The organism is Enterobacter sp. 50588862 (genome assembly GCF_001462935.1).
Classification (GTDB): Bacteria; Pseudomonadota; Gammaproteobacteria; order Enterobacterales; family Enterobacteriaceae; genus Enterobacter; species Enterobacter bugandensis.
Window position 1 is genome coordinate 815,397 of sequence record NZ_LNHM01000007.1, and the last position, 24,606, is coordinate 840,002.

24 protein-coding genes are annotated in these 24,606 nt (G+C 57.6%); 5 read left to right on the forward strand and 19 right to left on the reverse strand.

All coding sequences use genetic code 11. The annotated features are described in order from the left end of the window. Positions 1–8: 8 nt before the first annotated feature. Complete coding sequence (locus tag APT89_RS04265) at positions 9–1,628, reverse strand: TIGR04028 family ABC transporter substrate-binding protein (protein ID WP_060571795.1); 1,620 nt, start codon at positions 1,626–1,628, stop codon at positions 9–11. A gap of 151 nt (positions 1,629–1,779) precedes the next feature. Beyond that, the gene (locus APT89_RS04270; protein ID WP_060571796.1) at positions 1,780–2,982 is read right to left on the reverse strand and encodes an NAD(P)/FAD-dependent oxidoreductase; all 1,203 of its coding nucleotides are present in this window, start codon (positions 2,980–2,982) and stop codon (positions 1,780–1,782) included. A gap of 130 nt (positions 2,983–3,112) precedes the next feature. Here APT89_RS04270 and APT89_RS04275 point away from each other — a divergent pair, with 130 nt between their 5' ends. Continuing rightward, the gene (locus tag APT89_RS04275; protein WP_028013240.1) at positions 3,113–3,619 is read left to right on the forward strand and encodes an RrF2 family transcriptional regulator; all 507 of its coding nucleotides are present in this window, start codon (positions 3,113–3,115) and stop codon (positions 3,617–3,619) included. A 43-nt stretch (positions 3,620–3,662) separates the two neighbouring features. Here the strand turns inward: APT89_RS04275 and adhP are convergent, their stop codons facing one another. The 8 genes from adhP to APT89_RS04315 form a co-directional block, all read right to left on the reverse strand. After that, positions 3,663–4,673, reverse strand: coding sequence for an alcohol dehydrogenase AdhP (adhP, locus tag APT89_RS04280; RefSeq protein WP_041909867.1), 1,011 nt, complete (start codon positions 4,671–4,673; stop codon positions 3,663–3,665). A gap of 196 nt (positions 4,674–4,869) precedes the next feature. Then, a complete protein-coding gene (locus APT89_RS04285) occupies positions 4,870–6,582 on the reverse strand; it encodes an ABC-F family ATP-binding cassette domain-containing protein (RefSeq protein WP_060571797.1) in 1,713 nt (570 codons plus the stop codon). Between the two features lie 523 nt (positions 6,583–7,105). Next, positions 7,106–7,588, reverse strand: coding sequence for a DUF2778 domain-containing protein (locus APT89_RS23180; RefSeq protein WP_071993720.1), 483 nt, complete (start codon positions 7,586–7,588; stop codon positions 7,106–7,108). Continuing rightward, positions 7,585–8,070, reverse strand: coding sequence for an Hcp family type VI secretion system effector (locus tag APT89_RS04295; protein WP_041909869.1), 486 nt, complete (start codon positions 8,068–8,070; stop codon positions 7,585–7,587). Before APT89_RS04295 ends, APT89_RS23180 begins: the two co-directional genes overlap by 4 nt. A gap of 248 nt (positions 8,071–8,318) precedes the next feature. Next, a complete protein-coding gene (locus APT89_RS04300) occupies positions 8,319–10,016 on the reverse strand; it encodes an NAD-dependent malic enzyme (protein ID WP_028013235.1) in 1,698 nt (565 codons plus the stop codon). A gap of 176 nt (positions 10,017–10,192) precedes the next feature. Next, positions 10,193–10,330: a stationary-phase-induced ribosome-associated protein gene (gene sra, locus APT89_RS04305; protein ID WP_008501714.1), complete on the reverse strand. Its 138-nt coding sequence runs from the start codon at positions 10,328–10,330 to the stop codon at positions 10,193–10,195. A gap of 95 nt (positions 10,331–10,425) precedes the next feature. Continuing rightward, positions 10,426–10,641 carry a biofilm-dependent modulation protein gene (gene bdm, locus APT89_RS04310; protein WP_023335793.1) on the reverse strand — a complete coding sequence of 72 codons (216 nt, stop codon included), beginning with the start codon at positions 10,639–10,641 and terminating at the stop codon, positions 10,426–10,428. 232 nt (positions 10,642–10,873) lie between these two features. Beyond that, positions 10,874–11,725, reverse strand: coding sequence for a Vmh family MBL fold metallo-hydrolase (locus APT89_RS04315; RefSeq protein ID WP_047365092.1), 852 nt, complete (start codon positions 11,723–11,725; stop codon positions 10,874–10,876). A 110-nt stretch (positions 11,726–11,835) separates the two neighbouring features. Between APT89_RS04315 and APT89_RS04320 the strand changes: the two genes are divergently transcribed. Next, the gene (locus tag APT89_RS04320; RefSeq protein WP_060571798.1) at positions 11,836–12,711 is read left to right on the forward strand and encodes a LysR family transcriptional regulator; all 876 of its coding nucleotides are present in this window, start codon (positions 11,836–11,838) and stop codon (positions 12,709–12,711) included. A 7-nt stretch (positions 12,712–12,718) separates the two neighbouring features. Here APT89_RS04320 and APT89_RS04325 read toward each other — a convergent pair whose 3' ends face one another. After that, a complete protein-coding gene (locus tag APT89_RS04325) occupies positions 12,719–13,678 on the reverse strand; it encodes a hypothetical protein (RefSeq protein ID WP_041909874.1) in 960 nt (319 codons plus the stop codon). A 115-nt stretch (positions 13,679–13,793) separates the two neighbouring features. Here APT89_RS04325 and APT89_RS04330 point away from each other — a divergent pair, with 115 nt between their 5' ends. Beyond that, on the forward strand, positions 13,794–14,222 hold the full coding sequence (locus tag APT89_RS04330) for an OsmC family protein (RefSeq protein WP_028013230.1): 429 nt from the start codon (positions 13,794–13,796) through the stop codon (positions 14,220–14,222). 23 nt (positions 14,223–14,245) lie between these two features. Here APT89_RS04330 and APT89_RS04335 read toward each other — a convergent pair whose 3' ends face one another. Then, positions 14,246–15,151 (reverse strand): LysR substrate-binding domain-containing protein, encoded by a 906-nt coding sequence (locus tag APT89_RS04335; protein ID WP_060571799.1) that lies wholly within the window; start codon positions 15,149–15,151, stop codon positions 14,246–14,248. Between the two features lie 115 nt (positions 15,152–15,266). Between APT89_RS04335 and APT89_RS04340 the strand changes: the two genes are divergently transcribed. Beyond that, positions 15,267–16,016 carry an SDR family NAD(P)-dependent oxidoreductase gene (locus tag APT89_RS04340; protein ID WP_060571800.1) on the forward strand — a complete coding sequence of 250 codons (750 nt, stop codon included), beginning with the start codon at positions 15,267–15,269 and terminating at the stop codon, positions 16,014–16,016. On the opposite strand, the gene APT89_RS04345 is transcribed toward APT89_RS04340, so the two are convergent. The 7 genes from APT89_RS04345 to APT89_RS04375 all read right to left on the reverse strand — a co-directional run bounded on the left by APT89_RS04345 (position 16,013) and on the right by APT89_RS04375 (position 22,846). Then, entirely contained in the window at positions 16,013–16,942 is a 930-nt protein-coding gene (locus APT89_RS04345; protein WP_060571801.1) for an oligopeptide/dipeptide ABC transporter ATP-binding protein, read from the reverse strand. The genes APT89_RS04340 and APT89_RS04345 overlap by 4 nt on opposite strands. Further along, positions 16,935–17,921 (reverse strand): ABC transporter ATP-binding protein, encoded by a 987-nt coding sequence (locus APT89_RS04350; protein WP_041909881.1) that lies wholly within the window; start codon positions 17,919–17,921, stop codon positions 16,935–16,937. The genes APT89_RS04345 and APT89_RS04350 overlap by 8 nt, the downstream gene beginning before the upstream one ends. Next, entirely contained in the window at positions 17,921–18,814 is an 894-nt protein-coding gene (ddpC, locus tag APT89_RS04355; RefSeq protein ID WP_041909883.1) for a D,D-dipeptide ABC transporter permease, read from the reverse strand. The genes APT89_RS04350 and ddpC overlap by 1 nt, the downstream gene beginning before the upstream one ends. Further along, positions 18,811–19,833, reverse strand: a complete 1,023-nt coding sequence (locus tag APT89_RS04360) for an ABC transporter permease (protein ID WP_041909885.1) — start codon at positions 19,831–19,833, stop codon at positions 18,811–18,813. Before APT89_RS04360 ends, ddpC begins: the two co-directional genes overlap by 4 nt. A gap of 23 nt (positions 19,834–19,856) precedes the next feature. Continuing rightward, a complete protein-coding gene (locus APT89_RS04365; protein ID WP_060571802.1) occupies positions 19,857–21,389 on the reverse strand; it encodes an ABC transporter substrate-binding protein in 1,533 nt (510 codons plus the stop codon). A gap of 68 nt (positions 21,390–21,457) precedes the next feature. Further along, positions 21,458–21,979: a D-alanyl-D-alanine dipeptidase gene (gene ddpX, locus APT89_RS04370; protein WP_060571803.1), complete on the reverse strand. Its 522-nt coding sequence runs from the start codon at positions 21,977–21,979 to the stop codon at positions 21,458–21,460. Positions 21,980–21,991: 12 nt separating this feature from the next. Then, positions 21,992–22,846, reverse strand: coding sequence for a MurR/RpiR family transcriptional regulator (locus tag APT89_RS04375; RefSeq protein ID WP_060571804.1), 855 nt, complete (start codon positions 22,844–22,846; stop codon positions 21,992–21,994). A gap of 267 nt (positions 22,847–23,113) precedes the next feature. On the opposite strand from APT89_RS04375, the gene APT89_RS04380 reads away from it, so the two are divergent. Next, on the forward strand, positions 23,114–24,595 hold the full coding sequence (locus APT89_RS04380) for an alpha/beta hydrolase (protein ID WP_060571805.1): 1,482 nt from the start codon (positions 23,114–23,116) through the stop codon (positions 24,593–24,595). The last annotated feature ends 11 nt before the right edge of the window (positions 24,596–24,606 follow it).

The window sequence follows — 24,606 nt, forward strand, 5'->3', positions numbered from 1 at the left end:
TCAGCTCCTCAGTGTTTCTCAATCCACGCGCCGTAGAACGACGGGCGGCCGACCGCTTCAAAATTGACGCCTTTTAGCCACGGCGCACCGGCAAAGACCTGCGGCTCCTCGAAAATCGGAATGACGTAAGCGTTATCCAGCAGGTAGCGCTGGGCATCGCCGGTCAGCTGCAGGCGTTTTTGCGGATCGACCTCTGAGGAGATATTTACCAGCAGCGCATTCAGCTTGTCGTCGCGGAAGCTTTTGACCTTGTCGCTGGAGCCGCCTTTTTGCAGCAGCGCGTCGCGGTTAGCGGGGTAGAACATGCTTTTCACCACGTCCGGATCGGCGCGGCCCACTTCGGAGACGGTTAACGGGGTTTTCTGTGGATCAAGGTTATCCAGAGTGCGGCTGCCAGCGTCCCCGGCTTTTACGTTCAGCACTACGCCCACCTGTCGCCAATGCTGGGCAACCAGCTGCAGCACTTCTTTATTTTGCGGCTGCGGCAGGGATTCATATACCGTCAGCGCCAGCCGCTGGCCGTCTTTGGCGCGGATCCCGTCGCTGCCCGCTTTCCAGCCCGCCTCGTCCAGCAGCTGGTTGGCTTTTGCCGGGTCAAAGGTCAATTTGTCGCTGAGATCGACAAAGCCTGCGGCGGAATCGGCAATCACCGACTTCGCCTGCGGATAGTTGGCCGAGAAGAGGGTCTCGACCACCTGCTTTGCATTCGTGGCATGCAGCAGCGCCTGGCGCACGCGAATATCGGAGACCAGCGGGTTATCCGGGCGGAAGCTGATACTGTCGTTCACCCCGCGCGTTGGGGCGGCGTAGATTTTATAGCCCTGGTCTGTCGCCTGCTTTTCGTCATACGCCTGCACCTGGCGAATAAAGTCGGCCTGACCGGCCAGCAGGGCGCCGACGCGCACGCTGTCCTCCTGGGTGACGATAAACTTGATGCCGTCCAGATTGGCTGGACCCTGTTGCGCCAGATTTTTGGGTCCCCACTGGTAGTCTTTGCGGGCTTCGAGCGTCACTTCGCGGCCGAGCTTCTCGTCCTTCACCACAAACGGGCCGGAGCCAATGATATGCCGGGCATCCCCCAGCTCTTCAAAGTTGCGCTTCAGCGTGCTGAGCGAGACCAGACCCGACCCAATCGTGGCGGTGCCCTGCAGGAACCCCGGCGACGGTTTTTTGAAGTAAAACTTCACGGTCAGCGGGTCGACCACTTCGCTGCGATCGTAGTTATTGATCACTTCTGACACCGGCAGGCGCTGCGCCTTGTTGCCCAAACCGTAGGTGTCAAAGTTTTTTGCTACGGCGTTGGCATCCAGCGGCGTGCCGTCGGAGAAAGTGATCCCCGGGCGAATTTTGAAGGTGTATTCGGTTTTATCAGCGTTGGTGGTCCAGCTTTCGGCCACCCACGGTTCGACCTGCAGCGTCTTTGGGTTTTGCCACGTCAGTTTGTCGGTGATCTGGTTCAGAATGCCGCCGTTCGGGTAGAAGCCGCCGGCAGGCGGATAGAGGTTGGTGTGCGCCTGTTGTTCCAGATAAATCAGCGTGCCGCCTTTGACCGGCGCATCGGCGGACCAGGCTGCGGTTGTCGTCAGAATCAGCGCCGTCAGCAGCGGCAGACGAAATGGGGTTTGCATGGTGAATTCCTTTGTTATCTTCTTGTTAGCGTCGGATTCATCATCGGGCGCGGGGGAAAACAAGGGAACAAAGGAATTAAGATAAGGATTGCCGGAAACTGAAAATAAAAACGCCCCGTTAGCGGGGCGATGGCGGGGCGATGGCGGGGGCCTAAACGAATTTCGCCAGCGGGTCCGCGGCGGCAAACGCGACCGTTTTGTCTGCTAATGGCGGATAGATCAGCTCATTAGTGATGGCGATTTTGATCTTCTTCGCCTCGTCGCGGACGGATTTGACGGCCTGATCCCAGCCCTCGGTATAAACCGCACCCCACGCGCCTAAATCCAGGCAGGTAACATAGTTCACCTGACGATAAGGGTAAGGAGTAACGTTCAGCAGGCTGGCGGCAGCGTTATGACCGGCAAATTTCCCTAGCTGGATCGCGTGCTGGCAGGTCATCAGCGCCGTGTTGCCCGCATCGTCTGTTTTGGCGTGAGCCATATCGCCGGTGGCATAGACGTCAGGATGTGCGGGAACCTGCAACGTCTCTGTCACAACCAGGCGGCCCTGGCTATCGCGTTCACCGTCTATCTGCAGGCTGAGAGGATTTGCCTCGACGCCTGCGGTCCAGACGACGGTCGCAGCAGCAATACGTTCACCATTTTTCAGCGTTACGCCGTGAGCATCAATGGCTTCAATTTCACTCTTCAGCCGCCATTCAACGCCCAGCGCCTCACTCGCCTCTGCAATTGTTTTACGCAATGCGTCGCTATAACGGCCGCCAATGACTGGCCCTCTCTCAACTACGACTATTTTAATCTCCGTATTGTCGCCAAAACGGGCACGCAGTCGGGCAGGTAGCTCCGTTGCCAGCTCGATGCCGGTAAAGCCGCCTCCGCAGACTACCACGGTGTTGCGCTCGGGCGTGGAGGGACGTAACGCCAGTGAATCAAGGTGGCGCTCAAATACCTGTGCGGATTCCAGCTGGTCGATGTCAAAGGCGTAGTCAGCCAGGCCAGCAATCGCTGGGCGTTTGGTCTGGCTGCCCGTAGCGAGGATCAGCCTATCGTAGGAAGCCGTAGCATGCGCGCCATTGGACATCCGGTATAAAACGGTTTTTGCCGTGGTATCAATTTGTTCCGCGTGTCCGGCGATGAATGTGATATCAAGCTCAGCAAACAGGTCAGTCAACGGGGCGACCAGCGTTGAAACCTTCTCCTCATAGAAGCGTGGCCGAACGCGGAGTTCGGGTAAGGGGGCCAGAACCGCAATTTCCAGACTGTTATTACCCTGCTGCTCAGAGAGGCGTGCCGCGCTCACGGCTGCCCACATACCCGCAAAACCACTGCCTACGATTAAAATCTGCTTTTTCATATTCGATCCTTTCTCCCGCCAGGCTTCATGCCTGACATAACTGCCACTATACTTGTCGGAGTTAACTCCGACAACTTCTTTCTGAGTTAAAAATCGTTATAATGCTCCGAACACTAATTCGGAGTTAACCATGGCGTTTTACAGTTCCGGTGTGGAATACGGCATTCACAGCCTGATGTGTATGGTGGATGCGAAGGGCAACGAGCGCGAGATGAGCGTCCGGGAGATGGCTGCCTTGCAGGGCGTGCCGTATGACTACCTCGGCAAAATCTTCACACGCCTGTCACGTGCCGGGCTGGTCATCAGTACGGAAGGCAAGGGCGGGGGCTTTAAGCTGGCGCGTCCGGCGGAGCTGATCAGCGTGCTGGATGTGGCGCATGCCATTGACGGCGAGAAAAACATGTTCGAATGTCGTGAAGTGCGCCAGCGGCTGGCCGTGTTTGATGAAGCACCGCCTGCCTGGGTCTGCGACGGCCCGTGCGGAGTACGTTCAGTCATGGATAGCGCGCAGCAGCGGATGGAAGAGGAGCTCGCGCGTCATACTATTCTCGACCTGGCGCGTAAAATGTACCGAAAAGCGCCGGACACCTTCCAGATTGAGGTTCAGGAGTGGATTTCAGTTCGTCGTTCGTCGTAGCAATGAGCCGGGTAAGGCGTAGCCACTACCCGGCAAAAGGTGTTTACGAGCGTAAGTCGATCACCATACGGCCACGGATCTGGCCCTGTTCCATCTCTTTAAAGATGGCGTTGATGTCCTCGATAGGACGCATCGTCACTTTCGGCACTACTTTGCCCTCGGCCGCAAACTGGAAGGCCTCCTGCAGATCCTGACGGGTGCCAACCAGCGAACCTACCACCTGAATACCGTCCAGCACCAGGCGCGGAATGTCCAGGCTCATCGCTTCAGGCGGCAAGCCAACGGCGACCACGCGGCCACCGGCACGCACGGCATCCACCGCCGAGTTGAAGGCCGCTTTTGCGACGGCGGTGACGACTGCGGCATGCGCGCCGCCGGTTTTTTCCTGCACAATCTTAGCGGCATCTTCGCTGCGTGAGTTGATGGTTAAATCCGCACCCATGCTCGCGGCCAGCTTCAGCTGTTCATCGTTAACGTCCAGAGCGATGACTTTGGCATTAAACACGTTTTTGGCGTACTGCAGCGCGAGGTTGCCCAGCCCGCCCAGACCGTAAATCGCGATCCACTGGCCCGGTTTTATACCGGAGATTTTCACCGCTTTGTAGGTGGTGACACCGGCGCAGGTGATGCTGCTGGCCGCCGCCGAATCCAGACCATCCGGCACTTTTACCGCGTAATCCGCGGTGACGATGCACTCTTCCGCCATGCCGCCGTCAACGGAGTAACCGGCGTTTTTCACGTCACGGCACAGGGTTTCGTTACCGGTATTACAGTATTCGCAGTGACCGCATCCTTCAAAGAACCAGGCCACGCTTGCACGGTCGCCGACTTTCAGCGACGTCACGCCAGGGCCGACTTCTTTCACGATACCAATACCTTCATGGCCCAGGATTACCCCGGTTTTATCGCCAAAATCACCGTTTTTCACGTGGAGGTCGGTATGGCATACACCACAGCACTCCATTTTCAGCAGGGCTTCTCCGTGCTTAAGCGGGCGTAAGGTTTTTTCAGTGACATTGACCTGATGATCCTGAGTAACAACAGCAGCCTTCATGTGTATCTCCTTGTTCATGATAAGAATCTGCATAGCAGGTGTAGTACCCCTTAAGGATTAATACATTAGCCTGGTAATGCAAGGCTGCGGCAACATAATGTCATCATTTGATTCGATTTCAGATTAAGAATACGGCGATCCTCTAATAATTTAGGGGGAAAATGCTGGCCCGGCGAGGCGCTCGCCGGGCGCAGATTTACAGCTGGGCTTCAATCTCCTCAATTTCTCTACGCCATTGCGCCTGCAGCTGCGGCTTCTGATGTTTCGGCTTACGCGCCAGATCGTCTTCCAGCAGCGTTTCCAGCGCGATCAGCCGCTCCAGCAGATCGTCGTACGGCGAGGGTTGAACCTCCCCAGCGGTGACGACGGGCGCGGCTGATGTCCCCAGCCCCGCGCTTTCACGCAGCCGGTCAAACACTGCTTCAGCATCGTGCCACTCGCTCAGCCAGCCGTCCTCAATCAGCCAGAAACGGTTACAGCTTTGGCTAATTAACTGGCGATCGTGGCTGACCAGCAGCACGCCGCCTTCGAACTGTTGCAGCGTTTCCGCCAGTGCCTCTTTGCCTTCCATGTCGAGATGGTTGGTGGGCTCATCCAGCATCAGCAGGCTATATCGGGCAAGCGTCAGCCCGACGAACAGCAGGCGAGAGCGCTCGCCGCCGCTGAGCGTGCTGACTTTTTGCCCGTGTCTCGCCCACGGGAACCCGGCGCTGATGAGCGCCATCTTCCTGTTTTGCGGGTCGGGAGCGAAAGGTTCCAGCGCGTCGATCAGCGTGGCGTCATCAGGCAGCTGATGCAGCGTCTGGTCGTAGTAGCCCGGCGAGACGCGCGGATGGATTTTCAGCCCGCTGTCCGTCGGTTCATCCACAAAATGTCGCCAGATAAGCTTCATCAGCGACGATTTACCGCAGCCGTTACGACCGACAATTGCCACGCGATCGCCGCTTTTCAGCCGCGCCGTTTCGATGTTAAACAGCGGCGGTAGCCCGGGCGCAGGCGGGACGCTGAGGTTTTCCATCTCCAGCAGACGGTCCGCCCGCAGCGCGTCGCCGCGCAGGGTTAGCGTCCATGGACTGCCCGCCGTGAGCGCGGTCTGGCTTTCTTTGAGTCGTTCGACCTGTTTTTCCATCTGCTTGGCTTTGCGGGCCAGGTCTTCGTTGTCATAAACCTTACCCCATGTCGCCAGACGTTTGGCGCTGGCGGTCACGCGGTCGATCTCCTTTTGCTCCGCCTTGTGGCGCTGCGCATCGCTTTCGTCTTTTGCTGCAAGCGCTTTACGGGCGGCCGTACAGGGAAGGGCAAAGTAGTGCAGCGTCTTATCACGCAGGATCCAGCTGCCGTTTGTGACGGCATCCAGCAGCTGTCTGTCGTGCGAAACCAGCAAGAAGCTGCCTGACCAGTTCTGTAAAAAGTGTTCCAGCCAGAGCATGGTCGGCAGATCCAGGTGGTTGCTGGGTTCATCCAGCAGGAGCAGATCCGGCTCGTGAATCAACGCCCGCGCCAGCAGCAGGCGGGTGTGCTGTCCGCCGCTCAGGGTGGCGGATTGCAGCGTCATATCCTGCGGCGTGAAGCCCATGCTCGCCAGCAGCGTTTCAGCTTTCCAGCGCAGGCTGTCGTGCTCAGCTAAAGGCAGTTGCGCGAGTACGGCATCCAGCATGGTCAGCGGGAAAATGGCGTCCGGGAGATGTTGCTCCACGCGCGCCATCAGGCAGTGCCCGGCCAGCGCTACCGCTCCGGCGGCTGGGATATCTGTTCCGTCCAGCACCTTTAAAAGCGTACTTTTGCCGCAGCCGTTGTCGCCCAGCAGGCCGATGCGGTCGCCTTTTTTCAGCGTAAAGGAGAGTGAGTCGAAGAGCGTGCCAAACGCCGTATCAACGCGTAAAGATTGTGCAGTGAGTAAAGTGCTCATTGTTGCTTACCCAAGAGTTACAGGCATGTTTATGCCTCGTCAAACATCGCTGACGATAACTCAGTAAGCCCGAGAGAAGGGATTTCAGGGGTTGGTGTCTTCGCTCAAGCAGAAGTTATCGCAGCACGATACCGATAACGCTTGAGCTGGTGCGATCACCAAATGTATGTGAAACATTGAAAATTTCACGATACAGCATAATTGGCCTCCTTATATGTTATGAGTTTGTAGGTGACTATCACTATACAACGTTTTCCTGCATATACCAAACAGAGGGGCAGCAGTGCTGCCCAGAATTATTTTTTCCGTATAAGAACATACAGGGCTAGTGTGAGAACTGACGCACTGAATGCGGAAACACCTAAAAAAAGGTACAGAACGAAATCCATGATCAATTCGTCGCCATATATTTTAAAATGCTCCGCAATAGAGTACTGCGCTTCCGGTGGAATAACTTTATATAGTGTGAGTAACGAAAGAAACACTGCCGTACACCATAGCAGTGCCAGTAGTATCACCTTCATTAATAAACCTGCACAACGCCATGAGCAATCATATAGTTTCCCAGTTGCAGCCCTCCCGTTCGTAGCAAGGCTGATGCCAGAACCTTAAAATCGCTCTGACTGTAAAGCGTGATACATCCCTTACTTAATCCAGATGGTCCGATAGGGTGCAATCTGAATTCTCCTCGCCTTATACCGTTCACAAAAGTCTCATCATTTATCAATCCGTCATCGCGATATAAAGCAAACCACTCGCTCCGATTGGAACCCGTGAAAAATGCATTTACACTGTCCTTTGTTTGAGTATACCAACCACCTAATCCACGTAATAGTATGTAATATCGGCCCGGAGGGAGAGGGCCTATGTCGGGTAGAGACGCGCTTTCGGGACGATTTGTTGCATTGCCATTCCCCGAAAATGCTGGGAAAAAGCCCACTCCGGGCACAGACAGTGTTGCGTACTTACCGCCGTTGAGGTGGAAATAGCATTGCAGGAGATTCATGAACGGTCATTCCATGAGTCTGCAAAGATGATATTACCGTCGCAATGTTGCCACGTGATTTTCTCATAACGCAGGGAAACATTTTCTAGATGATTATGTTTTTCCATTGCCGAGTTTTTTACGTCATGCATCAAGGGGCATATTGAGACAACTTTTACGTTCTCCAGGTACATGTTGAAGTATTCGACTTCCTGACCCGCGTCGTCGATCTTGTACCACTTAAACTCGGCACTTTTCAGCGTTTGGCCTTTTGCCACGGCCTTGTATAAGTAAGGGCTAGAACTGTCAAACTCCTTTTCAAATACCAGCGCACTATGAACGCGCGTACCCGTTATTTTTCCTGTCATGTTATCTGTTGGCAGATACAGTCCATGACCGAACCCTAATATCTCGATACTTCCCTCGCGATCTTGTACATCAACAGCGCCTTTGATATCTGCGCCGCCGTCATCTTTAAGCCAAAGGTAAGCCGGAATTGCCATTTCAAAACTCCTTTTTCAATTAATGAATTTAGTGATACGGAACGTTACTAAACCTTTAAAAGAAACTGTTTAATAGGCAAAAAATGTTATGCAAAATATTTATATTTCAATGAGATATGAATTGTTGTCGAAATATTGATTTTTTAAATAATGGTCAGGGGAATACTGTAGAAGCGGCAAAGAAAATAAAGGGAGGAGGGTGTTCACGTTCCCTCTCCCTTTTGAGGAGAGGGAAGGGTCGGAGCCAATTAAATCGAGGTACGGCGATAGCTGCGGTATTCAGGCATCCAGAAGTTATCATCAATAGCCTGCTGCAGCGCGTCGGCAGAGGTTTTCACCGCCACGCCCTGCTGCTGCGCCATTTTACCCACCGCAAACGCGATAGCGCGCGACACCTTGTGAATGTCCTTCAGTTCCGGCAGCACCAGCCCTTCGCCGTTGTTGACCAGCGGCGAATAGCCCGCAAGGGTTTCGCTCGCTGACATCAGCATCTCATCGGTAATGCGGGACGCGCCGGAGGCGATCACGCCCAGACCAATGCCCGGGAAGATATAGGAGTTGTTGCACTGGGCGATCGGATAGGTTTTATCCTTCCATACCACCGGATCGAACGGGCTGCCGGTGGCAACCAGCGCGTTACCTTCGGTCCAGGCGATGATGTCCTGCGGCGTCGCTTCCACGCGGGAGGTTGGGTTAGACAGCGGCATCACGATAGGGCGCTCGCAGTGCTTGTGCATCTCGCGAATAATCTCTTCGGTGAAGAGACCGGTTTGCCCGGAAACGCCGATCAGAATATCCGGCTTTACGTTGCGCACCACGTCCAGCAGGGAGAGCACTTCGTTGTCGGTGTCCCAGTTCTTCAGGTTCTCGCGCTTCTGCACCAGCTTGGTCTGGAACGGCAGCAGGTTCGGCATGCCGTCGGTCAGCAGGCCGAAACGGTCCACCATAAAGACGCGGGAGCGGGCCAGCTCTTCGCTTAAGCCTTCGCGCTGCGTCTGGGCGATAATCTGCTCGGCGATGCCGCAGCCCGCAGAGCCTGCGCCCAGGAAGACGATTTTCTGGTAGCTCAGCTGGCTGCCGGCTGCGCGGCTGGCGGCGATAAGCGTGCCCACGGTCACCGCTGCGGTGCCCTGGATGTCGTCGTTAAAGGAGCAGATCTCATCGCGATAGCGGTTCAGCAGCGGCATCGCGTTTTTCTGCGCAAAGTCTTCAAACTGCAGCAGAACGTCCGGCCAGCGGTGCTTCACGGCCTGAATGAAATCGTCGACAAACTGATAGTACTCGTCGTCGGTAATACGCGGATGACGCCAGCCCATGTACAGCGGATCGTTCAACAGTTGCTGGTTGTTGGTGCCGACATCCAGCACCACCGGCAGGGTGTACGCCGGGCTGATGCCGCCGCAGGCGGTGTAGAGAGAGAGTTTACCGATTGGGATCCCCATCCCGCCAATGCCCTGGTCGCCGAGGCCGAGAATACGTTCCCCGTCCGTCACCACAATCACTTTAATATTGTGGTTCGGCACGTTCTGCAGAATGTCGTCCATGTTGTGACGGTTCTGATAAGAGATAAAGACGCCGCGTGAGCGACGGTAGATCTCAGAGAAGCGTTCGCACGCCGCACCCACCGTTGGGGTGTAGATCACCGGCATCATCTCTTCGAGATGGTTTTGCACCAGGCGATAGAAGAGGGTTTCGTTGGTGTCCTGGATGTTGCGCAGGTAGATGTGTTTGTCGATCTCGGTTTTGAAGCCCTGATACTGGATCCACGCGCGCTCTGCCTGCTCTTCAATGGTTTCAACCACTTCCGGCAGCAGGCCAAGCAGGTTAAAGCTGCTGCGCTCTTCCATGCTGAAGGCGCTGCCTTTGTTGAGCAGGGGGAATTCGAGTAAAACCGGGCCGGCATAAGGGATATATAAGGAACGATGTTTTTTCAGTTTGTTGTCCATGTCACTCACTCTTTTTTTGAAGATCCGTCCCTGACACTGCTGTTTGTCATCTTTCTGGCCTGTGCTACGGGGTGCGGTCGGGCGGTATTATAAAGGAGCTAAATATTAATTACCGCAACACATAAACAAAAACACCATCGGTTTTGCCGATGGTGTTCTGGATCTCAGTCTGGAACTTACTTGCCCGCGTGGCGTTTTCTGCCGGTGGCGTGAGTGACTTGCGTTTCATGGTCGCCTTCAATCACCACTTTACGCTGATTAGAAAGCTTGTAGTTCAGTCCCAGAATGTGGCGTGCCTGACGGTTCGATTTCATGTTAACTCCTCAATCCTGTTGATAGTTTTAAGGACCAGTTTGCTTTCGCAAACGAAATGTAACCCCTTAGGTTGCAGATCCAGCTTAGCAGGTTTTTACAAAGGTGCGTTTTGCCCGCTGACGACGTAGTTAATGGTCTGCTGGTAGATGTCACTGAGGATGTCATTATCCGTGGATTCCACCCACTTGGTCAGTTCCATTAAAATGTCATCTTCAGTCACAGCACCGTGCTCGGCGTGAAGACCCTGCGCAATCGCGTTAACGAGTTCAGGTTGTGCTGCTGTGGTATTAGCCGGGTAATAAGTAAACATGCTGCCTCCGTGTCGTTGTCTGTTTAATGGTACGGCTCGCAAAAAATTTAATTCATAAACAGAATGGCAAATATTTCCCCGGTTGTGTCTCAGATTCATCTTAGAAATAAAAATGACATAAGTGCATGCTTTTATGCGCTTTTAAAACGGAGGGATATATTGGCGTGAGGCAGTGCGGATATTATGGCGGTGCTCCTGCTATCGCGGGAATATAGCAGGAGCCGTTTTTAAATTACCACTTCATTTCGCCGGTATTCACTTTGGCGCTTAATTCCAGAGAGCTCTCTTCTGCCAGATCCGGATACTGTTTTTTCAGTGCACCGATGACGCCCGCAGAGTTTTTATGTGCCGACAACGCCTGTTCAAAATGCTGCAGATAGCCACGGGTAAAATCAATAGCCCCGGTTCCGGACGGTGGCGTGCCCAGGTAGTGGCCCGGTATCACGCGTTCCGGCCTGTGCGCGGCCATGTTGTCCAGGGTCTGCTGCCACTGCTGACGGCGAGCCGGCGTCTGGGTATCAGCCGTCCAGACGTGAATCCCCCAGGAGACCCCGGTGCCGCCGAGGATGGTTTTCACGGACGGGATCCACACGTAGGCCGCATAGCTGTCCGGCTGCTCGATATCGACCTTTTCCCCGTCAATCATAAAGGTGGTGGAGGCGAGCACCTGCGGCACCACCAGTTCCGTTGGCGCGCCGTCTTTCATCTGCGGGCCCCAGAAGGCGAGCTTGGCGTCTTTGGTGGCCTTAATATGGTCAACCACCTGCTGCGTGGCCACCACTTTGGCATTCGGGAAGGCTTTCACCAGCGGCTGCAGGCCAAAATAGAAATCCGGATCGCCGGAGGTGATCACAATCTTATTCAGCGTTTTACCGCTGCGGCGAATTTTCTCTACCAGCGCTTCGCCATCCTTCACGCTGAACTGCGCGTCAAACAGCACCGCCTCTTTCGGGCCGGAAACGAGCGTGGAGGAGACCGCGAAAATGCCTTCATCCTGCGGGTTATAGGTATCAATCGTCAACGGCGCGGCAAAAACGGCCGGAGCGAAAAGGGTGGAAAGCAGGGCAATATGAGTGAGTTTCATGCTGTTGTCTCTGTTGTTCAGGAATGCCTCTATTGTACGGATATTCTCATTTGCCAGAATTCCTGAAACAAGACATGCTTAGTTTCATAAATCGAGCAGATGGAGCTTATATGGATCGCGTTATTGCCGCTCAGGTCTATAACCGGATATGCGAGCTGGGAAGCCTGAGCGCGGCGGCCCGCGCGCTGGGCATTTCCCGGCCGATGGTGAGCCGTTACCTTGAACAAATGGAGAAGTGGGCGGGGACGCGGCTGGTAAACCGCTCCACGCGCAAGCTGACGCTGACTGCGGCAGGGGAAAAGGTGCTGCAAAAAACGCGGACGCTCTCGCAGATCTCGCAGGAAATCGAAGGTCAGTCGGAAAAAGATCTGCCGTCCGGCACGCTACGGGTAGCCTGCGCGCACTTTACCGCCATGCACCTGATTGCGCCGGTCCTGCCCGGCCTGCTCTCGCGCTATCCGCAGCTGCGCATTGAGCTGGACGTGAACAACCATCCGGTCAGCCTGGTGGGAGAGCGCATTGACGTCGCGGTGCGCATTACCGATAACCCGGAGCCCGGCATGATCGCCCGCCGGCTGGGGGAGTGTCGATCGGTGCTCTGCGCCTCGCCGGCGTATCTGGCACAGCACGGCACGCCCGTCAGCCCCGAAGAGTTGGCGCAGCATAACTGCCTGCACTACAGCTTTTTCGCCGGGCAGTCCTGGCACTTCCTGACCCCGGAAGGCGAAAGCCTGAGCGTGGCCGTCAGCGGCAACCTGAGCGCCAGTATCTCTTCACTGCTCATGAACGCGGCGATCGAGCACTGCGGCATCACCATGCTGCCGGAGCGCGAAGCGCGCGCCGCGCTTGAGCAGGGATTACTGGTGTCGGTACTGGCGTCGCTGGAGCCGAAACCGCTTGCCATCCACGGCATTTATCAGTCACGGGAATACCAGCCTGCCGCGCTGCGCGTGTTTCTTGACGAACTGTCCCGCCACCTTGCCTGAGGGGCGATTATTTTGCCTTTAGCCAGGGAGAGGCCGTGCTCCAGAAAATAATATTGGCCCCGAGATAATTTTCGCCGAAGCGGACAAACTCGGCTTTGGTGAACGGTTTTCCGGTCTGAGGATCCTTATAGGTCAGAGTCGGCTCCTGAACCGCCATGGCGATGAGCGGCAGCGCCTGTTTATTTTTATGGAAGAAGGGATAGGCATTCTTCATGTGCGCCTTGCGGTTGGGCACAATGTCCGGCCCGCCCAGGCCGATATTGTTGGCGATGGCATACGCAAAAAGACGTCCCATATAGTTGTGGTCGTTATCCCACTCGCACGGCCAGAAGTTCACGTACTGCACCACATGTGATTTCTGAAAAACCTTGCGCGCAAAGGCCAGATTTTCCATCTCACCCGCGAAATAGCTGTCGCAGGTGAAGCCCGCTGGCGGATTTTTCTCGTCAATATCAATCGCGGTTTCAGGCAGGTTTACGCCATACACCTCGCCATCAAAGCGTTTTGCGAGCGCTGCCAGCAGTGCCTGGTAGCGCTGGCGCACCGTGGGGTCCCACTGACGCGCTACCCATCCCGCGCCGACAGGCTTGCCCTCGCCGGGGTTATCAAACTGCGGCGCAATCCCGCCGCTGTATTGCTTATCGTGCATCAGATAGTCCGGAACGTAGCGGGCGTCCGGCTCAAAGAAACGATCCTGGATCTGAATAAAGAGTTTTTTCCGGGCGGCCTTAAGACGCGCCAGATCCTGCTCAATCCGCGAGAAGTCATAGCTGTCCTTCTCGGGTTCAAGCTGGCGCCAGTTGTACACGATCTGCACGCCGCCGATGTCGCCACGCGCAACCAGCGGGAGCGCCGCGTCGAGGTCGCCTGAGCTGGTATAGATAAAGTTTTCCGGCGTTTTGGCCAGTGAAGAAAGAGAGAGAGCCAGCGTGGCTACCGCGACGGCCATCCTGATTTTTAGCGTCATATCATTATCCTTGTTGTCGGTACAGCAGGTGAAAGACACGGAATCGTCTGTGTTCCAGGGCGTGTCAGATGTGTAGTCTATACTTAACCCTTTGTAAGCCAAAAGGAGAGCAAGAATGACGATTCATAAGCACGGTTCGGCACACTGGTCTGGCGACATTAAGCGCGGGAAAGGAACGGTTTCCACCGAGAGCGGCGTTCTCAACCAACAGCCTTACGGCTTTAACACCCGCTTTGAGGGTGAAAAGGGGACCAACCCGGAAGAGCTGATCGGCGCGGCACATGCGGCTTGTTTTTCCATGGCGCTGTCGCTGATGCTGGGTGAAGCGGGCTATACCGCTGATTCGATTGATACGACCGCGGATGTCTCTCTGGATAAAACCGATGGCGGATTTGCCATCACTAAGGTTGCGCTGCAAAGTAAGGTCACCGTACCGGGCATTGCGCCACAGCAGTTTGACGGCATTATTCAGAAAGCCAAAGCGGGCTGTCCGGTGTCGCAGTTGCTCAAGGCCGAAATTACCCTGGACTATAAGCTTAACTAAATCACAGCCGGGTTTGTGCCCGGCTATCCCTTCAGCGCGGCGGGGAACACCTCCGCCAGCCATGCGATAAACACCTTCAGTCTGTGCGTCAAATGCCGGTTCTGCGGGTAGACCACGTGAAACGGGTACGCGGCAGGCTGCCAGTCACCCAGAATCGCCACCAGCGCTCCCGCCTGCAAATAGGTCTTTGCTGAATACTCAAAGGTTTGAACGATCCCCAGACCCGCCGCGGCAGCCGCCAGATGAGCGTTACTTTCATTGACGCCGAGATAGTGCGGAAGAGTGATTTCCAGCGCCTCACCGTTTTGCCGGAAGCGAAACGGAAACGGCCGCCCGGTGACGGGAGAGAGATAACTAACAAGCTTGTGGCCGTTGCGCAGCTCCTGTGGATAGGCCGGAACGCCGTGGTTTTTAAGGTAACCCGGCGTCGCGCAGGTGACCATCTGAGCGTCACCGAGATGACGTGCGATAAGTGTTGAATCGTTCAGCGGGCCGCCGCGGATCACGCAGTCTACGTTACCGCTGATAAGATCGACCGGACGATCGGCCACGCCAAGATCGATACGGATATCCGGGTAGCGCTGCATAAAATCCGGCAGCAGGGGGATGAGCACGTCCCGTGCGGTGGAACCGCCCACGTCAACCCGCAAATGTCCCTTGGGCGTCGCGCGGGAAACGCGAAACGAGGTGTCGATATCTTCGATATCAATCAGCACCCGGCGCGCTTTTTCATAGTATTCCAGCCCTTCAGGCGTTGTGACCACCCGACGAGTCGTCCGGTGAAGGAGACGTATCGCCAGGTGCGCCTCAAGGGATTTAACCAGTTTGCTCAGGGTGGCGATCGGCATATTCAGCGAGTCCGCCGCGCGGGTAAAGCTGCCGGTTTCCACCACCCGGGTAAAAGCGCGCATCGCCATGAGCTGGTCCATTAGGACCCCCTGATTATTTCTGTGTGTGAATAGTCATTTTCATTTTTGCCGGTTTTTCACTAATCCCGCAAGGGCTAAAGTTTGTCCAACGCAAACCCAACAAAAGGTAAATGAGATGAACACGACTCTCTCAGGCAAAATCGCACTGGTCACCGGCGGCAGCACCGGCATCGGTCTTGCCACGGCGCAGGAGCTGGCGGCACAGGGCGCGAAGGTGTACATCACCGGACGACGTCAGGCCGAGCTGGACGCGGCGGTGGCTGAAATCGCTTCAACGGCACTGGGCATTCGCGCTGACGTGTCAAAACTGGCGGACCTGGACGAGGTCTATGCCCGGATAGCCAAAGAAGAAGGCCGTCTCGATATTCTGTTCGCCAATGCGGGTGGCGGCGATATGCTGCCGCTGGGCGCGATAACCGAAGAGCAGTTTGACCGGATTTTCGGCACCAACGTCCGCGGGGTGCTGTTCACGGTGCAGAAGGCGCTGCCGCTGTTATCAACAGGCTCGTCGATCATTCTGACCGGCTCGACGGTGTCGGTTAAGGGGACGGCAAACTTTAGCGTCTACAGCGCCAGCAAGGCCGCCGTGCGCAACTTTGCCCGCTCCTGGGCGCTGGATTTGCAGGGCCGTGGGATCCGCGTCAACGTGGTGAGCCCGGGTCCGATCAAAACGCCTGGTCTCGGCGATCTGGTGCCGGAAGAACATCGTCAGGGGCTGTACGACGCGCTGGCCGCGCAGGTGCCGCTCGGACGTTTAGGCGCGCCGCTCGAGGTGGGTAAAGCGGTGGCGTTTCTGGCCTCCGACGCGGCCAGCTTTATCAACGCCACCGAACTGTTTGTGGACGGCGGGATGGCGCAAATTTAACCCAGGCTGCGCCAGCAGCGAACGTGACGGCCCTCGCGAGAGGGCTGTAGCGGCTGAGGACGTTCGCACCCCTGCGCGGCCATCGGGCAGCGGTCGCGGAAAAAACAGCCTTCGGGCAGGTGACGGTTGCCGGGAAGCTCCGTTTTGCGTAACGCCAGCGTTTCATCCAGCGGCTCTCCGGTGCGGGGAACCGAATCGAGCAGCAGGCGGGTATAGGGGTGGCGCGGCTCGCCAAGTACCTGCGCGGCGCTGCCCAGCTCCACAATCTGTCCGAGATACATCACCGCCACGCGGTCGCTCATGTGTCTGACCACCGAGACGTTATGCGAGATCAGTACGTAGGTCAGATTACGCTGCTGCTGTAGCGTCACCAGCAGGTTGAGGATTTGCGCCTGCACGGAGATATCCAGCGCGCTGGTGGGTTCATCGAGCACGATGATATCCGGGTCGGACGAAAGCGCCCGGGCGATGGCAATGCGCTGGCGCTGCCCGCCGGAGAAGGCGTGTGGAAGGCGGTCGAGATATTCCGGGCGAATGCCCACCTGCAGCGCCAGATCCGCCGCCAGCTGACGGCGCTCGCGCTCGCTGCTGCGTTTTTGCACCCACACCGGCTCGGTAATGATGCGCCAGACCGGCAATCGAGGGTCGAGCGAGGAGAGCGGATCCTGAAACACCATCTGCATGCCACCGGCATGGTGGGTACGCTGGCATGCGCCGGCGCTGGGTTTAAGCATCCCCATCAGCAGCTGCGCCAGCGTGCTTTTCCCACAGCCGGATTCCCCGACAACGCCCAGCGTTTCGCCCCGACGGATCTGGAGATCCAGCCCGTTGAGCGCATGGACCCGTTCCGTCACGCGGCCCAGCCAGTTTTTGCGCGCCGCAAAGTTCACGTGCACGCTATCCAGTTCCAGCAGTACATCAGACATGGTGTTTCTCCCGTTGTGGATACCAGCAGGCAGCCAGTTGGCCCTCTGCGCCATGCGGCTGCAGGCGCGGCGTTTCGCTGCATTTTGCCCCCGCGGCAAAGCAGCGCTCGCGGAAAGCGCACCCCTGCGGAAGCTGGCTGAGGTTGGGCACCGTTCCGGGAATGGCGGGCAGCAGATCGCGCGGCTGGCCGTTTTCCGGCGCGCACCGCAGCAGGCCGATAGAATAGGGATGCACAGGGCGGTGGATCAGCGTTTGCGTGGCACCGCTCTCTATCACGCTGCCCGCATACATTACGTACATTCTGTCGCAGAGCTGGGACACTACGGCCATATCATGGCTGATAAACAGCACCGAGGTGCCGCTGGCCTTCGCCTTATGCTTCAGTAAACGCAGCACCTGGAGCTGGACGGTCACGTCCAGCGCGGTGGTCGGCTCGTCGGCGATGATCAGCTCCGGCTCGCAGGAGAAGGCAAGGGCGATCATCACCCGCTGGCGCATGCCGCCGGAGAGTTCAAACGGATAACGTGCCATGACCTCCTTCGCGTCCGGAATTTGCATCTCTTCCAGCAGGGCGATCGCCTTCTGCTGCGCCTCGCGCCGGGAAAGCGGCTGATGCTGGCGAATCACCTCCACCATCTGTTTGCCAATCCGCCGTGTCGGGTTTAGGGCGGTCATGGGCTCCTGAAAAATCATCGCCACTTTAGCGCCGCGCCACTGGCGAAGCTGTTTCTCGGACGCCGTCAGGACGTTTTCACCGAGTAATCTCACCTGACCGTGATGAATACGGTAGCTGCCCTCTGGCAGCAGGCGCATGGCGAGCATGGCGGTAACGGATTTGCCCGAACCTGATTCGCCCACCACGCCGACAATTTCGCCCCTGCCGATCTCAAGCGAAACGTGGTTCAGCGCATGAACCTCCCCGCGAAAAACCGGGAAGCTCAGATGCAGGTCTTCAATATTGAGTACCGGTTCGGTCATCACTGTTTACCTCCTGACTTCGGATCCAGCAGATCGCGGATGCCATCCCCAAACAGGTTAAAGCCCACGGCGGTAATCAAAATCGCCGCTCCGGGAAACGCGCAGTACCACCACTGGTCCAGAACGTAGTTACGGCCGACGGCCACCATCGCGCCCCATTCGGCGGTCGGCTGCTGCGCCCCCAGGCCAATAAACCCCAGCGTCGCGGCCATCAGGATGGCGCTGCCGATATCCAGCGACGCCTGCACAATCAGCGGCGGCAGGGCGTTGCGCAGGATGTGCCAGCGGATCAAATGCCAGCGGGAGGCGCCAAAGGTGCGGGCGGCCTGCACGTAGGTAAACTGACGCACCACCAGGGTTTGCCCGCGTGCCAGGCGGACGTAAAACGGAATGCGGACAATCGCAATCGCCAGCATGGCGTTAAACAGGCTCGGCCCGAGTGCGGCGGCCAGCGCCATGGTCAGTACCAGGGAAGGTATCGAGAGCATAATGTCCATCACCCGCATGATGACGGCGTCGCCGCGCCCGCCCAGTACGCCGGACAAACAGCCCAGGAGCGAGCCAATGCCGCCCGCAATCACCACCACCGCCAGCCCGGCGGTAATCGACTGCTGGCTGCCCGTCAGCACGCGGCTGAACAGGTCGCGTCCCACCTCATCGGTGCCAAACCAGTGTTGCGCAGAAGGTGCCTGCAGGCGGGCGGTGAGATCCAGCGCGTTCGGGTCATGCGGCACTATCCACGGCGAGGTCACCATCAGCAAAAGCATCGCGATCATAATGACGCCGCCGACAATCGTGAGCGGGCTTTGGCGCAGCATCCAGAACAGCTTTGCCCAGTTGATGCGTTGTCTGGCGGTTTTCACCGGGACGGGTGTTTCCTGCGTTAACATCATTCGGCACCTCCGCGCCCGATTCGCGGGTCAATCCACAGGTAAAGCAGATCGACCACCAGATTAACCAGCACGTAGGCCAGCGAAACGACGACGGCAAAGCCCATCACCGCCGGGAAGTCCAGCGCCTGAATGGACGTCACCACCCAGGCGCCCATACCCGGCCAGGCAAAGACGGTTTCGGTCAGGACGGCGCCGTAAAGCAGGTCGCCCAGCGCCAGTCCGAGCACGGTAATGGACGGGATCATCGCATTCGGCAGGGCGTAGCGCAGGACGATGTACCAGCCGGGCAGCCCGCTGGCGCGTGCGGTGCGGATGTAGTCCTCGCTAAGCTGCTCCAGCATCGCCGAGCGCACCTGGCGCGCCACGATGCCCAGGTGAACAAACGCCAGCGTCAGCGAGGGTAAAATCAGGTGCTGCAGCGCGTTGAAAAAGACCTCACCGTTGCCTTCCAGCAGGGCGTCCAGCAGATAAAACCCGGTGACGTGCGTCGGCGGATCGAGCCAGTCGTCCAGCCTGCCGCCGCCCGGCAGAATCTGCAGATGCCCGTAGAACAGGACAATCACGCCCAGCCCAAGCCAGAATGCAGGCGTGGAAATCCCGGTCATCGCCATTAAACGCACCAGGTGATCCAGCCAGCGGTTGCGGTACACCGCCGACAAAATCCCCAGCGGCACGCCGATAACCAGCGCCAGCAGCAAAGAACAAAAGGCCAGCTCCAGCGTGGCGGGGAAAAAGGCCTTCAGGTCTTCCGCAACCGGGCGTCCGGTACGGATGGAGGTGCCTAAATCACCGTGGGCCAGGGCGTCCACGTAGCGGCCAAACTGCACATACAGCGGCCGATCCAGCCCCAGCTGCTGGCGAATGTTCTGCACGATTTCGTCGCTGGCGCGATCGCCCGCCAGCAGACGCGCCGGGTCGCCGGGGATCATGTGTGAAATAATAAAGGTAATAATACAGACACCGGCCACCACCAGGAGTAACCCCCAGCAGCGCTGGCGCACGATGCTCCAGAACGTCATACGCTTTCCCCCAGCGAGAACCGTTATTTACTCATGGTGGCGATGTTGAACACCTGCTCGAGCATCGGATTAAAGGTGAAGCCTTTGACCTCTTTGTTCATCGCCAGCTGGTAGTTCTTCTGGAACAGATAGACGTAGGCCGCTTCGTCAATCACCACCTTTTGCGCCTGCTGGTAATCTTTGGTGCGTTCCGCCTGGTCAGTGGTTTTCAGCGCGGCCTGCAGCAGCGAATCCACCTCTTTGTTCTCATAGAACGAGCGGTTGCCCGGCAGCCCTTTTTTGTCCGATTCGAACCAGTAGTTCATGAACATGTACGGGTCGGCAAAGTCCGGGCTCCAGTTGCCGATGGCAATGTCGTAATCGCCTTTGCCGACGCGGTCGCGCATGGTGGCATTGGCCAGTTTTTCCAGCTTGACGTTAATGCCGATCTTGCCGAGGCTCGCCTGAGTGGAGAGGGCGATAGGCTCCCAGTTCGGATCGTTGTCCGAGTAAAGGAAGGTCAGGCTGGCGGGTTTGTCTTTGACCTTCTCCAGCGCCGCTTTGGCTTTGGCCTCGTCGAAGCTGTACTGCATTGCCGCGGCGTCAAAGCCCCACATGCCCTCCGGGATCGGGCCGCGCATCTGCTTGCCGTTGCCGCTCAGAATGCCTTTTACCATTCCCTGATAGTCCGTCGCCCAGGAGATGGCCCGGCGTAAATCCACCTGATTGAGCGGCGCTTTGCTGTTGTTGAGATAGAGATAGGTCACGCGCAGGGAGGGGTATTCCGCGACGGCGACTTTGCCTTCCTGCTTCAGGGCCGCCAGCTGATCGACCGGCAGAGAGTCGGCAATGTCCAGGTCACCGCGGGAAAGCTGCAGTCGGCGCGAAGCGCTCTCGCCGATAATTTTCACCGAGACGCGCTTAAAGTGCGGCTTCGCGCCCGGCCAGTGAGGGTTCGGCACCAGGATCAGCTGCTGGCCTTTCTGCCAGCTCTTCAGCATAAACGGCCCGGAACCGGCGGTGTTTTGCGCCAGAAAACCGCGCGCGTCGTCCGCGGCATTGGCCTTCAGCACCGCCGGGTTAATGATGGACGCCCCGTCGTTTGCCAGCGTGTAGAGGAAAGGCGCGAACGGCTGGCTGAGGGTGAATTTCACCGTGTGGTCATCGACGGCATCAATTTTCAGATCTTTCGGGAAGGCTTCAGACGGCCCCTGGCCGAGCTTCAGCAGGCGCTCAAAGGAGAGCTTGACCGCTTCGGCGGTGACCGGCGTGCCGTCGGAGAATTTGGCGTTATCCGCCAGGGTAAAGGTCCACTCTTTCTGGTCGTCGGACGCCTTCCAGCCCGTCGACAGATCGCCCTCCACCTCGGTAGAGCCGGGCTTGTACTTGACCAGACGCTGGTAGGAAGGATAGGTGACGGTCCAGTCGTTGTTATCGATGGTGATGGCAGGGTCGAGCGTTTGCGGGTCGGCGGCTTTACCGATCGCCAGCATGTCTTTCGGGACGGCGGCCAGCGCCAGCGGGGCGCTCAACGCCAGCGTGGCGGCAATCAGGGTCGTGAGAAGCGATGTTTTCATGGCAGTGCTCCAGGTTAAAGAGAGGTGTGCGTCAGGGGAAAACAGGCAAAACGGTCTTCAAGCAGCGGCTAGCTGGCGGCGTTCGGCAGTTCGAAGTGCCACCATTCGCTGCTAATCCCCACAAAACCGCCGCCGAACATGATGGCATTCAGCAGCAGACGGTTGCGCTGGGCGTGCGGGGGTACGGAAGGGTGATAGGGATGCGAACGGTCATGCATTTCGTCAAAACCGGCGCCCATATCCAGCACGCTGTTATGCTCGTCCATCAGCGTGACGTCGATGGCCGTACCGCGGCTGTGATTGGAGCCAATTGCCACGTCGACCACATACTCCGGGTTCGGGCAGGCGTCCCACAGCTGGGCCTGCGCCTGCTGCGGCCGGTAGGCGTCGTACACCACCAGCTTCAGCCCGGCCAGGGCGGCAATGCTGATGGCTTTTGCCAGCGCGGTGGCGGCGTCGGTATGCAGCAGGCACAGCTCCTCCTGATAGATCGGCCTGCCGGTGATGTTGTCGGCGGTGGCGTACTTCAGATCGATATGCAGCGTGGGAAACGTCTTCGCCACGTCAATCAGTTCACTCTCATCGGGCATAGCTCCGCTCCTTTAGCGTTCGAATTGACCAAACTCTTGTTGTAATTGTCGGTTTACCGCCAGACGCGCCGGGAGCGTATCACCCAGCGCTTCCACCACGCCCGACAGCAGCAGGTTGAACAGACAGCTCACGGGGGCAAGCGAATCCCAGAAATGACCGGTATCGGTTTTCACCTGCAGTAAATCCATCGGGTAATCCCGCGCCCACGGGCACCAGATGTCGGTGATTAAGGCCAGCGGGATCCCTTTTTCGCTCGCCACGCGGCAGTACTGGCGGGCCATCGTGGAGTAGGTTCGCGTATCGGTCAGCACAACGTAAGGGTGCGAAAACCCGGAGTTGAGGGATTCCACCCAGCTGCCGGACGCGCCTTCGGAATAGCTCACGCGCGGGCGAAGGTACTCGAGATGGCTGAAGAAGGCGTTGGCGATCCCGCGCGTGGATTGGATCCCCAGCACAAACACCGCGTCGGCGTGGGCCAGGTTGTGCACCACCTGACAGAAGGCGTCCGTTTGCGCCAGCTGATACACCTGCGTAATGGCGTCCACCTCCAGCGAGAGGGCATGCTGAAGGCGGTTGGGCAGGGGACGCTGCTGCTGCCAGGAGTCCAGCCGCTCGTTCATGCCCCAGGGCTGATACGGATCGCGCAGGCTCTTTTTGACATCTTCCAGGTTGCGATACCCCAGCTTGCGCAGGAAGCGTCCGACGGTGATCCCGCTGGTCCCGCTCGCCAGACCGACGCTTTCCGCGGTTTCAAACGGGATTTGTGCGGCGTGCGCCAGCAGCCAGCTCCCGACCCGCTTTTCGCTGGGAGTGAGCTGGCTGAACGTCGCTTCGATACGGCTCAACATCTCGGGTTTCGTCGTCATACCGCCTCGCTGTTAACTGGCTGTCAAAAGCTGGATTTGTGTTACCGGGTTAACAATGCACGACGCGTGCCATGTTCACGGTGAGGTAAAAAACCCGCCGTGCTGTTAATTTCACGCAATATTTAGTTAACCAATGATCAACATTTGTGCAGCGTAGTTCACTTTTGGTGCAGCGGCTGACGCGGCAGGTATGAATTTGATGAATACGTCAGTCCGTTCACATTTTTGATAAGATAAAAGGACAGTGAACACAAAAGGGATCCCGGCATGGCGAATTTGCCCTGGCGAATCAGCGTGCGCCTGACGGCGCTTGCAAAGAAAACAGGGATGGTCGTGGGGATCGTCCTGGTCGTCCTGTTGGCGGTGCGGGTCTATCTCTCGCAGCAGGGGCCGGACCTGCACCTCTGGCACACCTGGCGGGCGAACGAGATGTCCGTGCGTGAACTCGATAACGCCAACTTTGCCGGGTATGTTGCCCGGGAAAACGCCATTTTCGCCGAGCTTGATAGGGCGGTGACGGCGAAAACAGCGGGCGAGGAACAAACGCCGCTAAACCGCTATTATCGCCAGAGCCTGGTTTGGCCGGGACAGTTCACGCCCGATGCCAACCGTTCGTTTGTTCTGATGCCAGCAGGAAAACCTCGTGGCGCGGTGGTATTGCTGCACGGACTGACTGACTCGCCTTACAGCGTCAGGCACCTTGCCGAAAATTATCAACAGCATGGTTTCGTGGCCGTGGTTCCGCGCCTGCCCGGACACGGCACCGCGCCCGGCGCGCTAACCGACGTTGACTGGGAGATGTGGCTCGCGGCGACGCGTCTTGCCGTGCGGGAAGCCACGCGCCTGACGGGGAATAACGTGCAGCTGCATCTGGTGGGGTACTCCAACGGCGGGGCGCTGGCGATGAAATATGCTCTCGATGCGCTGGATTCCTCTGCGCTTCGTCGACCGCAGCAGGTAATCCTGCTCTCACCAATGATCGGCGTAACGGCCTTTGCGCGTTTTGCCGGTTTTGCAGGGCTACCCGCGCTGCTGCCGGCGTTTGCCAAAGCGGCGTGGCTGAATATCTCTCCGGAATATAACCCGTATAAATACAACTCGTTCCCGGTGAACGCCGCCCGCCAGTCGTGGCTGCTGACGAAGGCCCTGCAGGAGCAGATTGGCCGCAAGGCGCGGGAGAACAGGCTGGTGAATTTGCCGCCTGTGCTGGCGTTCCAGTCGGTCATGGATTCTACGGTCAGCACCCGCGCGGTGGTGACCGGCCTGTTTGACCAGCTTCCGGCAAACGGTAGCGAGCTGGTGATGTTTGACATCAACCAGGCGGCGAGCTTCCGTCCGCTGTTCAAACCGTCCTCGTGGACGGCAACCTCGGCGCTGCTGCCGGTTTCGCAGAGGCGTTACGGTGTCACGATTATTACCAATGCGGACGCACACAGTTTCTCGACGGTGGCGAAAACAACGCCAGCAGGCAGCACGCGGGAGACGGTTGTGCCGCTTGTGCAGACCTGGCCGCAGGATGTCTATTCGCTGTCGCACGTTGCCGTGCCGTTCCCGCCGGATGACGATCTCTATGGCCGTGAGCCTGGGGTGAAAAACCGCTACGGGATAAGCCTGGGGACAATTGCGCTGTGGGGAGAAACGTCCGTGTTGAGCGTTGGTAAAGAGGCGCTTATGCGGGTCACCTCGAACCCGTTTTACGACTATATGCAGGAGAAAATTAACAGCCGGATCGGGGACGCGGAAAAGTAACGTTCCCTTGT

Excerpts from the sequence above, each read along its gene's own strand:
- APT89_RS04265 (WP_060571795.1), bottom strand. The coding sequence starts at position 1,628 with ATGCAAACCCCATTTCGTCTGCCGCTGCTGACGGCGCTGATTCTGACG.
- APT89_RS04270 (WP_060571796.1), bottom strand. The coding sequence starts at position 2,982 with ATGAAAAAGCAGATTTTAATCGTAGGCAGTGGTTTTGCGGGTATGTGG.
- APT89_RS04275 (WP_028013240.1), top strand. The coding sequence starts at position 3,113 with ATGGCGTTTTACAGTTCCGGTGTGGAATACGGCATTCACAGCCTGATG.
- adhP (WP_041909867.1), bottom strand. The coding sequence starts at position 4,673 with ATGAAGGCTGCTGTTGTTACTCAGGATCATCAGGTCAATGTCACTGAA.
- APT89_RS04285 (WP_060571797.1), bottom strand. The coding sequence starts at position 6,582 with ATGAGCACTTTACTCACTGCACAATCTTTACGCGTTGATACGGCGTTT.
- APT89_RS23180 (WP_071993720.1), bottom strand. The coding sequence starts at position 7,588 with ATGAATCTCCTGCAATGCTATTTCCACCTCAACGGCGGTAAGTACGCA.
- APT89_RS04295 (WP_041909869.1), bottom strand. The coding sequence starts at position 8,070 with ATGGCAATTCCGGCTTACCTTTGGCTTAAAGATGACGGCGGCGCAGAT.
- APT89_RS04300 (WP_028013235.1), bottom strand. The coding sequence starts at position 10,016 with ATGGACAACAAACTGAAAAAACATCGTTCCTTATATATCCCTTATGCC.
- sra (WP_008501714.1), bottom strand. The coding sequence starts at position 10,330 with ATGAAATCGAACCGTCAGGCACGCCACATTCTGGGACTGAACTACAAG.
- bdm (WP_023335793.1), bottom strand. The coding sequence starts at position 10,641 with ATGTTTACTTATTACCCGGCTAATACCACAGCAGCACAACCTGAACTC.
- APT89_RS04315 (WP_047365092.1), bottom strand. The coding sequence starts at position 11,725 with ATGAAACTCACTCATATTGCCCTGCTTTCCACCCTTTTCGCTCCGGCC.
- APT89_RS04320 (WP_060571798.1), top strand. The coding sequence starts at position 11,836 with ATGGATCGCGTTATTGCCGCTCAGGTCTATAACCGGATATGCGAGCTG.
- APT89_RS04325 (WP_041909874.1), bottom strand. The coding sequence starts at position 13,678 with ATGACGCTAAAAATCAGGATGGCCGTCGCGGTAGCCACGCTGGCTCTC.
- APT89_RS04330 (WP_028013230.1), top strand. The coding sequence starts at position 13,794 with ATGACGATTCATAAGCACGGTTCGGCACACTGGTCTGGCGACATTAAG.
- APT89_RS04335 (WP_060571799.1), bottom strand. The coding sequence starts at position 15,151 with ATGGACCAGCTCATGGCGATGCGCGCTTTTACCCGGGTGGTGGAAACC.
- APT89_RS04340 (WP_060571800.1), top strand. The coding sequence starts at position 15,267 with ATGAACACGACTCTCTCAGGCAAAATCGCACTGGTCACCGGCGGCAGC.
- APT89_RS04345 (WP_060571801.1), bottom strand. The coding sequence starts at position 16,942 with ATGTCTGATGTACTGCTGGAACTGGATAGCGTGCACGTGAACTTTGCG.
- APT89_RS04350 (WP_041909881.1), bottom strand. The coding sequence starts at position 17,921 with ATGACCGAACCGGTACTCAATATTGAAGACCTGCATCTGAGCTTCCCG.
- ddpC (WP_041909883.1), bottom strand. The coding sequence starts at position 18,814 with ATGATGTTAACGCAGGAAACACCCGTCCCGGTGAAAACCGCCAGACAA.
- APT89_RS04360 (WP_041909885.1), bottom strand. The coding sequence starts at position 19,833 with ATGACGTTCTGGAGCATCGTGCGCCAGCGCTGCTGGGGGTTACTCCTG.
- APT89_RS04365 (WP_060571802.1), bottom strand. The coding sequence starts at position 21,389 with ATGAAAACATCGCTTCTCACGACCCTGATTGCCGCCACGCTGGCGTTG.
- ddpX (WP_060571803.1), bottom strand. The coding sequence starts at position 21,979 with ATGCCCGATGAGAGTGAACTGATTGACGTGGCGAAGACGTTTCCCACG.
- APT89_RS04375 (WP_060571804.1), bottom strand. The coding sequence starts at position 22,846 with ATGACGACGAAACCCGAGATGTTGAGCCGTATCGAAGCGACGTTCAGC.
- APT89_RS04380 (WP_060571805.1), top strand. The coding sequence starts at position 23,114 with ATGGCGAATTTGCCCTGGCGAATCAGCGTGCGCCTGACGGCGCTTGCA.